This is a genomic window from Enterococcus sp. GPZ-007 (assembly GCF_059374735.1).
Genome location: NZ_JCAFYN010000032.1, coordinates 33,205 through 46,431, shown reverse-complemented (window position 1 = coordinate 46,431; position 13,227 = coordinate 33,205). Strand labels below are relative to the sequence as shown.

The window sequence follows — 13,227 nt, the reverse complement described above, 5'->3', positions numbered from 1 at the left end:
TACTTAGTGAAGGCAAAATTAATGCCGTTAGTCCATTGAAAATTGAATATCATACTTTTAAATTACATTCTTTGTCACAAGAGCCATTGTGTAGTTACGCCATGAAATTGCTGAGCGAAATACTAACTAACACAAAATTTGATTTAGGAAATCAAATTGCAATGATGGTGACAAGATATAATGATACTTCCGCAAGGCTCTCATAGACTGAGGAGAGGTTAGAATCCTATGTGCTTTTCCTAGAGCAGTTTAAAAGTAAATAAACCAAGTAGAGTAAAAATGTAGAAGTTCAAACAGATAAGAAATTTTGCCAATTATTTACTTTCAAATATCTAGCTTATTGCGAACTTTTTGAAATTAGTATTTTGCAAAGACGAATACTCGATGATTAACTTAATAAATATTGATATAATGGTAAGGCTATCATAATCAACTAACTGTAATTGGAGGGATATAAATAGGAAAAAACAACCAAGAAACAAAAAGGACCTACTCTATAAATGAAATTGCTGAGATTTTAGATATCAGTAATAAGTCTGCCTATTCTCTAGTTCATGAAAATCTTTTTAGGCATGTAAGGGTTGGTCGAATTATACGTATTTCAAAAAAATCTTTTGATCAGTGGTTAAACAATATTGCTGATGCTTAATTGTTTATCTAGGAGAGATTTATAATGGCATCAATTATACCAAGAAGTAAAAAAATAGTTGTAGTTTACAGTTATATTAATGAAGAAGAGAAACGCAAACAAAAATGGGATTCATTTTCTTCTAAGGCAGAGGCGAACAAACGAAAGAAATTTGTTGAGTATTATCAGTCAGTACATGGATCTGTTTTAGTTCCCGATGAAAAAGAGTTTTCTCAAGGGTTATTGCACATTGAAGATGAGACTGATGAAAGAATTTCATTTAGTGAATTTATAGGAATCTATGTTGAAATTTATGGACAAGCTAACTGGTCGGTTACAACGTATAGAAATAAGAAAGCTTTAATCGATAACTATATTGATCCTATAATCGGAGAAATCAAACTTGATGAACTTTCTACTAGGAAACTATCGAAGTATTATAACGAGCTGTTAGATGTTAAAGAAGCCTCTGGTAATCGTCCTTCTAACGGGAAATTATTGCAGCCAGCAAATATCAAGAAAATTCATGATTTAATTCGTTCTGCACTTACTCAAGCTATTGCATGGGAGTATCTTCCGTCTACTTCAACGAATCCTGCAAAAATGGCCGTTCTTCCTAAAATTCCTAAGTATGAAAGAAAAGTTTGGGAAGTTGATACATTTAAATTTGCCATTGAGAAGACTGATGATAATCTATTGAAATTGTGTATGCACCTGGCTTTCGCTTGTTCATTAAGAATTGGAGAAATACTTGGATTAACTTGGGAAAACATTATTATAGATGAGCAGTCAATTAACAATGGAACAGCTAGGTTAACTGTTGAAAAGCAACTTTCAAGAGTATCTAAAGCTGCAATTGAGCAATTGCGTGAAAAAGATATCATCAAGGTATTTCCATCTAGTAAGAAAAATAAAACAAGTTTAGTTTTGATGACGCCTAAAACGGAATCTAGTCGTAGGACCGTCTGGTTACCTAAAACTGTTGCCAATATGCTAGTTCAACATAAAGCTAAACAAGAATCATTAAAGGATTTTTTTGGGTCTGAGTATAGCAATCATGAGTTAGTGGTATCTCATGAGGATGGTGATCCTGTTGAAAATAAAATAATTGGAAAACGGCTTAAAAAGCTCTGTACGGAGTTTGATTTACCAAAGGTGGAATTTCACAGCTTAAGACACTTAAGCACCAACTACAAGCTTAAAATGACTAATGGTGATATAAAAAGTGTTCAAGGAGATACGGGTCATTCAAAAGCAGATATGGTCACAGAAGTCTATACTCACATCATTGACGAGGACAGAAGACTCAATGCAGAAAAATTAAATCAAACTTTTTATGAAGCTGATTCTACTATTGAAAAAGACATTGATCAGAATCTAAAAATAATTAATATCATTCAGTCGCTGCCCGATGATTTAAAGGAAAAGTTGTTGTCTTTAGAAAGTGAAACTGATCTATCTGATTTGATCTAACAGGATTTTTATGAAACGGTCAAAAAGAGTGTTAGCAAAAGTGTTAGCAGAAATGGAGAATTTCGATGATTTTAAGAGAAAATAAAAAATCTGTTAGCAGATTTAGAGGTCAACTAACAGATTATTATGCCAAGCGTAGTAAGGATAAACCATACTAAACTCTATTTACATCACAGGAGGGATTCGAACCCCCGACCGTCCGCTTAGAAGGCGGATGCTCTATCCAGCTGAGCTACTGTGACAGTAGTTTTGCAACAAAAACTATTATAGAAAAACTACCTTTGCTTGTCAACCTAATTCGTTATTTTACTGATTCAAAAAGATATTCCTTGATCAGCTTCAAGGTTTTCGGATTCTCAATCAGCGAGCCATGATCAGCTTGCTCGTCTACGATGATCTCTTTATATTTTTCACTATCGCCATAAATCATGCGCCCAGCAAGTACACTGGTCAAAGGAACGGTCATGTCAGAGTTCTGATTATCTACATTGCCCGCGATATTATAGACAGTAATATTTTTTGGAATATTCTTTTTGTTCTTCAAATAATAAGTCAGCAGATCGCTCTTCGCTTTAGGTTGTGTGAAGGTCGAACTGTTTTCATTATAATCCCAAGAAGTATCGTTGTATGGTGAGCCTAGTGTGATTAAGTGATAAAGAGCTGGATCATCAGCCTTTTGTTCGTTTTCCAAATAGCCGGTGATGATCAAGCCGCCATTTGAGTAACCCAAATAATCATAGGTATTAAAGGTGTAATGCTTTTCGGCATACTCTAACGCTTTTTGGAACCAGCGAGATTGCTTGGGCAGTGATGGGTCAGATCCGTCTTCAAATGCAATCGCAATGATCGGTCGTTTTGTATCTTTAGTAAAGTGACCAGATGAGGTGATCGAATCATCTTTATTCACCGTTATTTTCACTTCATCAACGCCTTTTTCTGTCTCTCTCAAGGAGTCAACCAGGCTGTTAAATCGATCAACATCTCCATTTGTGCCAGGAACCATAATTACAGGCGCTGGGATCGGTAAGGGATTATTCGAATTTTTTTCGGCATGAACATGGTCTTTTGTTTCGAATAGAATTATTCCGAGAATACATACAATGATGATTGATAAAATACTTCCTATTTTTTTGCTGCTCACAGAAAATTCCTCCATTTCAGTTCCCTAGTGTACGCCGATTTTTCTCAGGTACAAGTAAAATGGCGAAAATTCAAAAAAGTTTCAAATTTTCGCCAATCTTCTATTTATTTTTTGAAATCAATGCGACACCATCACCTAAAGGCAATAAAGTCGAGGTTAATTCTGGTGATTTGGTGACTTCTTCTAAAAATTCATTCAAATGACGATGAATCGAACGGTTTTTCCGAGGGATTTCTTCGATCGGCTGCAAGACTGTTCCTGCTTGGAAGATATCATCCACCATCAGAACGCCATCATCTGATAAGAGGCGCAAACATTCAGGTAAAAAGGTAATATATTTTGATTTTGCACTATCCATAAAGATGAAATCGTAGGGACCTTCTAATGTGCTGAGTAAGTCAGCTGCATCGCCTTCCAATAAAGTAACTTGTTCTGTTAATCCTAGCTTTGCAAAATTCTTCTTTGCTTTTTCGATCATCACAGGGAACCGATCGATTGTGGTAATTTTTGCCTCTTTCCCTAGTGATTCAGCCATCAAGCTAGCTGAAAAACCAATCGCGGTACCAATTTCTAAAACGTTTTTCGGTTGTTTCTGCTTCAGTAAAAATTGTAGGAAAACAACTGTTTCGTGGGGAATTACAGGTACACCATTTTCATGAGCCAGTTCTTCTAATTCTCCTAGTGATCCAGTTAATTGTTTTTGTTCTGTTCGTAAGTAGTGCAAGATGTCTTCATTAATAATCGGCCGGTACATCATTTCGTTACGCATTATTCTTCCTCTTTCTCTAGTAAGTTTCCTAAATTTAACCAGTCTTCCTTAATTTTTTCACTCAATGAACGATTATAAAAAATCGCTGCCGGGTGAAAAAGAGGGACGACAGTATACTCTTTTTTTGATAGCTGATAGCTGTTTTGTTCTTGATTAAGCTCTAATACAGGACCATGATATATTTCGCCATGTCGTTCGCTAATCTGCCATTTTGGCCCAAGTAACCGTTGCAAGCCAATATTCCCTAATGTGGCGATAATTTTTGGCTGAACAACTGACAGTTCGTAATCCAAAATCGGGGCATGAGCTAAGATTTCTTTTTTATTCGGTGTCCGGTTCGGGTAAACAGTTTCGTGTTGTTGCGTTCGCTTATTCACGCGCTCGACGATTTTAAAGGGACGACTTCTGACAGCGCTAGTGATATAAGTATTTTCCCGAGTGAGTCCGATTGATGCCATCGCTTGGATCAATTCCTTACCGGCAGCCCCTGAAAAAGGAATATGATTGACGACCTCGTTACGTCCAGGAGCCTCGCCAACCAACATTAGTTTCGGCTGAAGCGGACCTTGCCCAGCAATAAATCCTTCAAGCTGAAAATCTTCTGAACGTTCAGTAACGAACGTGACTAGATTTTTTGGGTACTCCATTTTCCTCGCCTCACTTTGTCATCCCTCTAATAGTAGAAAAAAGCAGGGCAGGCGTCAATAATTAATCATTGACTTGACCTATCTTTTTTAGTAAACTATGAATGTTGTAATTGTGGAACCCACAGCTACAACCGCACAGAACAAGTTCTTAAGTACTTCGGTCACTTGGGATGGCGAGTCTAAGTATATATTATAAGGAGGTGCCACAAGCATGTACGCAATCATCAAAACTGGCGGAAAACAAATCAAAGTTGAAGAAGGTCAAGCTGTCTACATTGAAAAATTAGACGTTGAAGCTGGCGAAAAAGTTGTCTTCGACCAAGTTGTTTTAGTAGGCGGAGAATCTACCAAAGTAGGAGCTCCTATCGTTGAAGGTGCAACTGTTGAAGGAACTGTTGAAAAACACGGCAAACAAAAGAAAGTCGTTACTTTCAAATACAAACCTAAAAAACATTCACACCGTAAACAAGGTCATCGTCAACCTTACACTAAAGTTGTCATTGACTCAATCAAAGCATAAAAAAGAAGGTGCCTAAGTTGATCAAAGGTACATTCACTCGAAATCATGCAGGTCAAATCAGCGAATTTACGTTGACAGGTCATGCTGAAGCAGGTCCTTACGGTAGCGATATCGTTTGTTCCGCTGTTTCTGCATTAGCCATTAGTACCGTAAATAGCTTGGATGCACTAGCAGGTGTCACTCCGAACATCGAGACCAATGATACTGAAGGTGGTTACCTTCATGTAGTCTTGAACTTAGATGAATCGATGACCCAAGAGCAGATGAATATCTCGCAAATTTTGCTGGAGCATTTATTATTAGGCTTGCAATCAATCGAAACAGAGTATTTGGATTTCATTGAGATCCATACAGAATCTAAATCATAGGAGGTGCAGCTCATGTTATTGAATATGAACTTACAATTATTCGCCCACAAAAAAGGTGGCGGTTCAACTTCTAACGGACGTGACTCAGAATCAAAACGTTTAGGCGCTAAACGTGCTGATGGTCAAACTGTTACTGGTGGATCAATTCTTTATCGTCAACGTGGTACTAAAATTTTCCCTGGTGCAAACGTAGGTATCGGTGGCGATGACACATTGTTTGCTAAAGTTGACGGCGTAGTACGTTTCGAACGTAAAGGTCGCGACAAAAAACAAGTGTCTGTATACCCAGTCGCTCAAGAAGCATAAGACATTTGAAGTCCTAATCCTGATTTCAGGGTTAGGGCTTTTTTTTCGCTTCTTTCATCAACTTGGGGTAGTATTTTACTAATGAAAGAAGTTTGAGGTGTTTTTATTGGCTAATAAAGAAAAAACGATATTGATTTTCGGAAGAATTGCTTCAACCTTATCGGTACTGATGTATGTATCCTATATCCCGCAAATTATGAATAACTTGGCAGGGAATAAAGGGAATCCGATTCAGCCGATGGTAGCGATGGTCAACTGTTTTTTTTGGGTGATCTATGCATCCATGCAAAAGAAAAAGGATTATCCCATCATTATTGCGAATGTGCCGGGAGTCTTTTTAGGCGCACTTACATTCATTACAGCGTTAATGTAAAACGGAGATTAAGTTTTAAAGAAGCAGTTAGAGTAGTTTTTTTACTTTAACTGCTTTTTATTTTGACACAACGGCAGATTAATTTTTTCGTGAAATAATAGTTTTTATCTAACTATTTTTATTACATATTTGGTTCTGATTGGGTAATCGTGTTAACTCCTACTTTTTTATTTATAATCACCCAAAAAAGCCTTCTGTTTTGAATAATTATGGAAAAACTCTTTTCGTAATGTCCGTTGTTTTCCCTTATAGAAAAGGCTAGAATGGACAATAAGAATATCAAATTCAATACAGGAGGATAGAATGAAAATTATTGTTTTAGGTGCTGGTAAAGTCGGTAAAGCATTGACTCAGCATTTGTCTGATGAGGATTATGATTATGATGTGGTCGTCATTGATTTGTATGCAGAAAAAGTGGAGTCGATCGTCAATCAGTTCGATGTATTAGGAGTGGTAGGAGACGGTGCGACATACGATATATTGATGGAAGCAGGTGTCGATGACACAGACATTTTCATCGCAGTGACGCAATCTGACGAGCTGAATATTTTGGCTTGTTTAATGGCGAAAAAAATGGGCGCGAAAAATTCGATCGCTCGTGTTCGGAATCCGGAGTATTTGAAACAGCGTTCCTTCATGCGGGATCAGCTGGGATTATCAATGATCATCAATCCAGAATTAGAGGCAGCGAACGAGATTCGTCGTATTTTGCTATTTCCTTCTGCTTTTAAGGTGGATACTTTTGTCGGCGGGAAAATTGAGCTGGCGGAATTCCGCTTGAGGGAAAATGCGCGACTGATTGGCGTGTCGCTGAATCGTCTAGGAAAGGTATCTAAAACAAATGTATTGATTTGTGCGGTACGGCGAAAAGATGAACTGATCATTCCTGACGGCAATTTTGTGCTTGAACGAGGGGATCGGATCCATGTGATGGGACAACATCGCGACTTGGTTCGATTTTGCCAAGATATTAATCTATTTGAACAGAAAACCAAGCGGATCATTATCGTTGGCGGTGGCCGCATCTCCTACTATCTGGCGCGTCAATTAAGTGAACATGGTATTCAAGTCAAGATCATTGAGAATAATGCGAAACGTTGTTTAGAGCTTTCTACTAAGTTGCCAGACGCTACGATCATTGAATCGGACGGCAGTGATGAGGAGGTCCTGATTGAAGAAGGGATCGAGTCTGTCGATGCATTTCTGGCATTGACCGGACTTGATGAAGAAAATATCGTGATCTCGTTATATGCGAAACAGATGAGGGCAAAAAAGACCGTAGCCAAAGTGACCCGTACGAATTTCATGAATGTCTTGGATCAGTTGGATATCGATAGTGTGATCTCGCCTAAGAATATTATTGCGACGCACATTCTGCGCTATGTTCGTGCGAAAAACAACAAGGACGATGACAGCAGCGTCAAAACACTGCATCATTTATTCAGCGATGATAATGATGATGTGGATGCAATGGAATTTATCGTAACTCCGCAAACGTCGTTCCTAAACAAAAAAGTCTCAGAAGTGAAATTGAAAAACAACATCTTAATAGCGGCGATTTCTCGTGAACGCGGCTTTGTTATTCCGAAGGGCGACACCGAGATCCGCTTAAAAGATCATATCGTGATTATTACGACGGATCGAAAAATCTGTAGTTTAAATGATCTGGTAAGGAGATAGCGGTGAAGCACAATGAATAAAAAGATGGTTATTTTTACTATTGGCAAATTGTTGAAAGTAGAGTCCATTCTGCTGCTGCTGCCTTGTATTGTCGGATTGATTTATCGAGAAAAGGAAGGGCTATCTTATCTGATCGTAGCAGTTTTGGTATTTATAGTCGGTACCTTGTTGAGCTGGAAAAAACCTAAGAATCGCAATATTTTTGCTAAAGAGGGATTTTTTATCGTTGGAGTCAGCTGGGCGTTGCTTTCGTTGTTCGGCTGCTTTCCCTTTATGCTTTCAGGTGAAATTCCATCATTGGCAGATGCTTTTTTTGAGACAGTCTCTGGTTTCACAACGACCGGGTCTTCGATTCTGACGACACTAGATAATATTAGTCAGGCAAGTTTGTTTTGGCGCAGCTTTACTCACTGGGTCGGCGGTATGGGTATCTTGGTATTTACCGTCGCGTTTATTCCCATCGCTTCAGGCAGAACAATGCACATCTTGAAAGCTGAGATGCCGGGACCAATTATCGGAAAGTTAGTATCGAAGGTTAGTGTGACCGCGCGAATCTTATACGTGATCTATACAGTATTGACGTTGATACAGATTATTTTACTGGTGCTGGGTGGAATGCCGGTCTTCGATAGTATTTTGAATTCCTTCGCGACAGCCGGGACCGGCGGCTTTTCTATGAGTAATGCCGGGATTGCTGGCTATAATAGCGCCTATATCGATGGTGTTATCACCGTCTTCATGATTCTGTTTGGAATCAACTTTAACTTGATTTATTTCTTTATTATCGGAAAAATCGCGCCAGTCTTGAAAAGTCAGGAATTGCGTGGTTATCTGGGAATCATTGCGGCATCGACGATCTTGATTACAATCAATATCTCGTCTCAATACCCATCATATCTGAAGGCCTTTCGTTACGCGGTATTCCAAGTTGCCTCGATTATCACGACAACAGGTTTTACCACGACAAACTACGATCTATGGCCAATGTTTTCTCAGGTGATCCTGCTACTATTAATGTTTGTCGGCGCGTGTGCTGGTTCCACTGGCGGCGGGATCAAGGTCTCGCGGATTCAAATGCTGATCAAACATGCGTTTCAAGAAATGAAAAAGGTTCTTCATTCACGCAGCGTTACATCTTTAGAGTATGAAGGAGAAACGATTGCACCAAAGACGATCGGCAATATCCATGCATATTTAGTACTTTATCTTCTGGTGTTTGTTGCGTCATTGTTGATCCTCTCACTAGAGAATATCAATTTCCAGACGATGTTTTCAGCGGTTGCAACATGTATCAACAATGTCGGGCCAGGATTCAAAGCGATCGGACCAACCGGGAATTTCGGATTCTTATCTGATCTTTCCAAATGGACACTTTCCTTTGCCATGTTAGCAGGCAGATTAGAGATGTTTCCGGTTTTATTGCTCTTCTCCAAATCTTTGTGGAGGAGTTAACTATAGTTACTTAGAAATCTTATCTCTTTTTTGAGATAAGATTTTTTGGTTAGTACAATAGCAAAAATGTTAAGGTTTCTTTTGCTGGAAATAAAAACTATACTTTGATTGGCAGATGGTCAGGATAATAACGTTCATTTTTATTTCAGAAAAAGAACTGAGGTTGTCTTCTTTATATAATAGAAGAAATTCGACTCAAAACAAAATACGACCATAATCAAATACTAAGATATTATAAAAATCATTAAATATAGTTAAGGTGTGAAAGGCAGGATTCCCAAAAACTTTCAAATTTAAAAAAAATAGTGTATTATTTATTCTCTAAATATTTGACTTTTTAATAAAAAATATAGATGATGAATATATAGGAATACACTAATAAAGAAGGTGACTGAATGGAACGACGGATTGACCGCATTTATCGCTTTGTTTCAGAAAATGCAAACGTAACGACAAAAGACGTAGCAGATTCATTGGATATTCAACGGACAAATGCCAGTAAAGATTTAAATCTTCTAGTCAAGGATGGGCACCTAAGTAAGAGTGAAGGAAGACCTGTTCGCTATTTTGTTTCGAACCAATCAGCCGAAACGTCGTTTGATACCGAAGCACCTCACATACAAACAAGTGTTGTAGAACCGCCGGAGAAGAAAATTCTAAATCAAAATACCGGCAATGTGTTTACACAGATCATCGGTTCTACCGGAAGCATGCGTAACGCTGTCGAACAAGCCAAAGCAGCGATCTTGTATCCGCCGCGCGGTTTGAATTGTTTGATTACAGGCCCGACTGGTTCGGGTAAAACGTTTTTCGCTCACGCAATGTTTCAATTTGCACAAACTGAAGGAGTAGTTGAACCAGATCGAGAACTAGTTGTTTTCAACTGTGCTGACTATGCCAATAATCCAGAATTATTAATGAGTCATCTATTTGGATATGAAAAGGGCGCCTTTACTGGTGCGGATACAGAAAAAGATGGACTGATCCAGCAGGCTGATGGCGGAATGCTCTTTCTAGATGAAATTCACCGCTTGCCGCCGGAAGGTCAGGAAATGATCTTCTATTTTATGGATCACGGAACTTATAGCCGTCTTGGTGAAACAGGAAAAAATCGTTTTGCAAATGTTCGAATTGTTGGTGCAACAACGGAAGACCCTCATTCAGCATTGCTGGATACCTTTGTCCGCCGAATACCAATCAATATTCAAATGCCCGCCTTTAGCAGTCGACCAGCGGCAGAACAGTTGGATTTGGTACGGGTAATGGTGGCGATGGAGGCCAATCGGATTCAACGAAAGATTACGTTGAACGAAGATGTGGTAAAAGCCTTATTAGGCAGTGTCTCTTATGGCAATGTTGGACAGTTAAAATCAAATGTTCAGCTAATTTGTGCTCGCGGCTTTATGAATCATATGATGCAGGAAGAGATTCATATTACCTTGAATGATTTGACAGAGGGAATCAAAGCCGGGTTGGTTCAGCTTTCCGCTGATCGAATCAAATCAACCGATATCTCGCCGTATCTTGAGCCGGAAATGATTGTCACACCAAATGAAATCGATGAGCTGATCAAAACGGACACGTATGAACTACCATATAATTTATATGATATTATCGGCGATAAAGCTGCTTTGTTAAAAACGGAAGGCCTCGATCAAGAAACAATCAATCATTTTATTTCTACCGATATTAATGTACATTTGAAATCATTTTATAAAGATCATGGCTTTAGTTTTGATACAGAGACCCGTTTAACTGAGTTTGTTGATAAGCATGTGATCGAGATTAGCAATCAAATCGCAGTACTAGTTAGTGAACGGCTGGAAACACATTTTCAGCAAAACTTTATTTATGCCATGAGTCTGCACATTTCTTCCTTCTTGAAAAAAATTCATGTGGGAGAAACACGCGAGACCAATGCCAATATTCGGGAAATGGCAAAAGACTATCCAACAGAATTCGCAGTAGCTCGTGAAATTCGTCGGCTAGTCGAAAAAGAATTTCAAGTCGTGATTCCTGACAGCGAAGATTACTATTTAACTGTACTACTGGTTTCCTTACGAGAAGATCAATCATCTGGTAGGATTGGTGTGGTCGTAGCTGCTCATGGAAATAGTACCGCGACCTCGATGGCGCAAGTTGTTCGTGAGTTATTGGATGTCTCTAATATCATTGCGGTAGATATGCCATTAGACATGCATCCGCGAGTCGCCTATGAAAAAATGCGTGAAGCTGTGACCCAGATTGATGAGGGCAGCGGGGTATTGATTATGGTGGACATGGGGTCATTAGCTACTTTTAATGAAGAAATCGAAACGGACACCGGGATTGAAGTTCGCACCTTAGACATGGTCACAACACCGTTATTGATTGAAGCCGCTCGGAAATCAAGTGTATTGGGTTCCGGTGTAGATGAATTATATGAATCGCTACAAGGTTTCCGTGGGTATGGTCATGTTACGACAGAAAAGGAAGAGCCGCAGGAAAAGCAAGCAATCTTAGCTATTTGTGCTTCTGGCGAAGGAACTGCTCAGCGTTTGAAGGAAATCATCGAACGCCCACTGCAGCAGCGCAACTTAAAACATATCGACGTTTTGACATTAGCTGTTGCTGATATCAAAACGAAAGTCCCTGCTTTTAAAGAAGAATACAAAATTTTAGCAACAACAGGAATTATGGACCCGAAAGTCGGCGCGCCATATATTCCAATGGAGAAATTCATTAATCAAAAAGCAGATCAAATTTTAGACGAACTATTGTTGGAAAATGATTTGTCAGAGCAGGAAGAGGTTGTTCTTGATGCAAACAAGGCACGGGAATTGTGTATCAAGTTTATGGAAGAAAGCTTTACTTTTATCAATCCGAACAAACTGATTGATCCGTTATGGCGTTTAGCCAAAACGGTCATCAGTAATGATGGCGATTCATCTGATTATGCCTTGATGGTGAATTTCGTCATGCATATGGCTGGAACGATCGAACGAGGAATATTACAGCAGCCATTGAAGGTGGACGATGAATCGAAACGGATTTACCAGAGCGTGACTGATAACGTTGTAATGAACCGTGGATTGAATGAGCTAGAGAGCCAACTGAAAATCACGATACCAACCTCAGAACGATACTATATTTATCAATTGCTTAAGAATAATGAAGAAATTCTAGCATAAACAATACACAAAAAGGGATACAGTATACTGTATCCCTTTTTGTGTATTGTCATAAATGCGATAACTAAAGAATTTCTTGCTAGTGTATTTTGGCACGGTACTTGCTTTATTATAAGTGAGTACCTATGCAATACTGTACTCAAATAATGTAGTGCAAGTCTTTTAGCATCTGAGCCTTGTAGTCGTAGGAGGTGGTGGGATGGTAATGGATATCCGACTCACTCGGATCGATGATCGTTTGATTCACGGACAGGTAGCGACAGTTTGGTCCAAGGCAACAGGGATCGAGCGCATCTTAGTGGTAAGTGACGAGGTTGCTAACGATGAGTTACGCAAGTTCCTACTAAAACAAGCCGCTCCACCAGGAATCAAGTCCAATGTTGTCACAAAAAGAAAATTGGTTGAAGTGTATCAAGATCAATTGTTTGATGGAATGAAAGTCATGTTGTTGTTTGCTTCCCCGCAAGATGTAGTAGAAGTCGTTGAGGCAGGTGTTGATTTGAAATCGGTCAATATTGGCGGTATGCGATTTGACGAAGGGAAAAAAATGATCACTAATTTTATTTCTGTAGATAGCAAAGATGTTGAATCTTTTCTTGAGTTAATGAAAGCAGGAGTGGAGTTGGAAATACGTCAAGTACCGACAGACCGGAAGACAGATCTGATGCAACTGATCAAAAAAGAAAAGATGCTGCAATAA

At 38.9% G+C, this 13,227-nt stretch carries 14 protein-coding genes, 1 tRNA gene and 1 other annotated feature; of the genes, 11 read left to right on the top strand and 4 right to left on the bottom strand.

Features of this window, described 5'->3' with window-relative positions; translation table 11 throughout:
• From AC4J95_RS15185 to AC4J95_RS15175, 3 genes are all read left to right on the top strand, one after another.
• Nucleotides 1–206, top strand: a 206-nt coding sequence (locus tag AC4J95_RS15185; RefSeq protein WP_494550590.1) for a hypothetical protein, incomplete at its 5' end; no start/stop codon positions are given.
• Nucleotides 207–457: 251 nt separating this feature from the next.
• Nucleotides 458–649 (top strand): helix-turn-helix domain-containing protein, encoded by a 192-nt coding sequence (locus tag AC4J95_RS15180; RefSeq protein ID WP_333562609.1) that lies wholly within the window; start codon nt 458–460, stop codon nt 647–649.
• 24 nt (nt 650–673) lie between these two features.
• On the top strand, nt 674–2,101 hold the full coding sequence (locus AC4J95_RS15175; RefSeq protein WP_270791299.1) for a site-specific integrase: 1,428 nt from the start codon (nt 674–676) through the stop codon (nt 2,099–2,101).
• Nucleotides 2,102–2,269: 168 nt separating this feature from the next.
• On the opposite strand, the gene AC4J95_RS15170 is transcribed toward AC4J95_RS15175, so the two are convergent.
• From AC4J95_RS15170 to AC4J95_RS15155, 4 genes are all read right to left on the bottom strand, one after another.
• Nucleotides 2,270–2,343: transfer RNA gene (locus AC4J95_RS15170), tRNA-Arg, on the bottom strand.
• A 59-nt stretch (nt 2,344–2,402) separates the two neighbouring features.
• Nucleotides 2,403–3,242 (bottom strand): alpha/beta hydrolase, encoded by an 840-nt coding sequence (locus AC4J95_RS15165; protein ID WP_494550589.1) that lies wholly within the window; start codon nt 3,240–3,242, stop codon nt 2,403–2,405.
• Nucleotides 3,243–3,342: 100 nt separating this feature from the next.
• Nucleotides 3,343–4,011: an O-methyltransferase gene (locus tag AC4J95_RS15160; protein WP_494550588.1), complete on the bottom strand. Its 669-nt coding sequence runs from the start codon at nt 4,009–4,011 to the stop codon at nt 3,343–3,345.
• Nucleotides 4,011–4,658: a uracil-DNA glycosylase gene (locus tag AC4J95_RS15155; protein ID WP_494550587.1), complete on the bottom strand. Its 648-nt coding sequence runs from the start codon at nt 4,656–4,658 to the stop codon at nt 4,011–4,013. The genes AC4J95_RS15160 and AC4J95_RS15155 overlap by 1 nt, the downstream gene beginning before the upstream one ends.
• Nucleotides 4,659–4,777: 119 nt before the next feature.
• Nucleotides 4,778–4,849: a sequence feature (ribosomal protein L21 leader region), on the top strand.
• A 20-nt stretch (nt 4,850–4,869) separates the two neighbouring features.
• On the opposite strand from AC4J95_RS15155, the gene rplU reads away from it, so the two are divergent.
• The 8 genes from rplU to AC4J95_RS15115 all read left to right on the top strand — a co-directional run bounded on the left by rplU (nt 4,870) and on the right by AC4J95_RS15115 (nt 13,227).
• Entirely contained in the window at nt 4,870–5,178 is a 309-nt protein-coding gene (gene rplU / locus AC4J95_RS15150; RefSeq protein ID WP_010740661.1) for a 50S ribosomal protein L21, read from the top strand.
• Nucleotides 5,179–5,195: 17 nt separating this feature from the next.
• Nucleotides 5,196–5,546 (top strand): ribosomal-processing cysteine protease Prp, encoded by a 351-nt coding sequence (locus AC4J95_RS15145; RefSeq protein WP_316404711.1) that lies wholly within the window; start codon nt 5,196–5,198, stop codon nt 5,544–5,546.
• Between the two features lie 12 nt (nt 5,547–5,558).
• Nucleotides 5,559–5,852: a 50S ribosomal protein L27 gene (rpmA, locus tag AC4J95_RS15140; protein WP_216410451.1), complete on the top strand. Its 294-nt coding sequence runs from the start codon at nt 5,559–5,561 to the stop codon at nt 5,850–5,852.
• A gap of 106 nt (nt 5,853–5,958) precedes the next feature.
• A complete protein-coding gene (locus AC4J95_RS15135) occupies nt 5,959–6,225 on the top strand; it encodes a SemiSWEET family transporter (protein ID WP_494550586.1) in 267 nt (88 codons plus the stop codon).
• Between the two features lie 303 nt (nt 6,226–6,528).
• Nucleotides 6,529–7,905 (top strand): Trk system potassium transporter TrkA, encoded by a 1,377-nt coding sequence (gene trkA, locus AC4J95_RS15130; protein ID WP_494550585.1) that lies wholly within the window; start codon nt 6,529–6,531, stop codon nt 7,903–7,905.
• A 12-nt stretch (nt 7,906–7,917) separates the two neighbouring features.
• Complete coding sequence (locus AC4J95_RS15125) at nt 7,918–9,357, top strand: TrkH family potassium uptake protein (RefSeq protein ID WP_494550584.1); 1,440 nt, start codon at nt 7,918–7,920, stop codon at nt 9,355–9,357.
• Nucleotides 9,358–9,752: 395 nt separating this feature from the next.
• On the top strand, nt 9,753–12,527 hold the full coding sequence (locus AC4J95_RS15120) for a sigma-54-dependent transcriptional regulator (protein WP_494550583.1): 2,775 nt from the start codon (nt 9,753–9,755) through the stop codon (nt 12,525–12,527).
• 205 nt (nt 12,528–12,732) lie between these two features.
• A complete protein-coding gene (locus AC4J95_RS15115) occupies nt 12,733–13,227 on the top strand; it encodes a PTS sugar transporter subunit IIB (RefSeq protein WP_494550592.1) in 495 nt (164 codons plus the stop codon).

Coding starts and splice junctions, on each gene's coding strand:
- AC4J95_RS15175 (WP_270791299.1), top strand. CDS start 674: ATGGCATCAATTATACCAAGAAGTAAAAAAATAGTTGTAGTTTACAGT.
- AC4J95_RS15160 (WP_494550588.1), bottom strand. CDS start 4,011: ATGCGTAACGAAATGATGTACCGGCCGATTATTAATGAAGACATCTTG.
- AC4J95_RS15155 (WP_494550587.1), bottom strand. CDS start 4,658: ATGGAGTACCCAAAAAATCTAGTCACGTTCGTTACTGAACGTTCAGAA.
- rplU (WP_010740661.1), top strand. CDS start 4,870: ATGTACGCAATCATCAAAACTGGCGGAAAACAAATCAAAGTTGAAGAA.
- rpmA (WP_216410451.1), top strand. CDS start 5,559: ATGTTATTGAATATGAACTTACAATTATTCGCCCACAAAAAAGGTGGC.
- trkA (WP_494550585.1), top strand. CDS start 6,529: ATGAAAATTATTGTTTTAGGTGCTGGTAAAGTCGGTAAAGCATTGACT.
- AC4J95_RS15125 (WP_494550584.1), top strand. CDS start 7,918: ATGAATAAAAAGATGGTTATTTTTACTATTGGCAAATTGTTGAAAGTA.
- AC4J95_RS15120 (WP_494550583.1), top strand. CDS start 9,753: ATGGAACGACGGATTGACCGCATTTATCGCTTTGTTTCAGAAAATGCA.
- AC4J95_RS15115 (WP_494550592.1), top strand. CDS start 12,733: ATGGATATCCGACTCACTCGGATCGATGATCGTTTGATTCACGGACAG.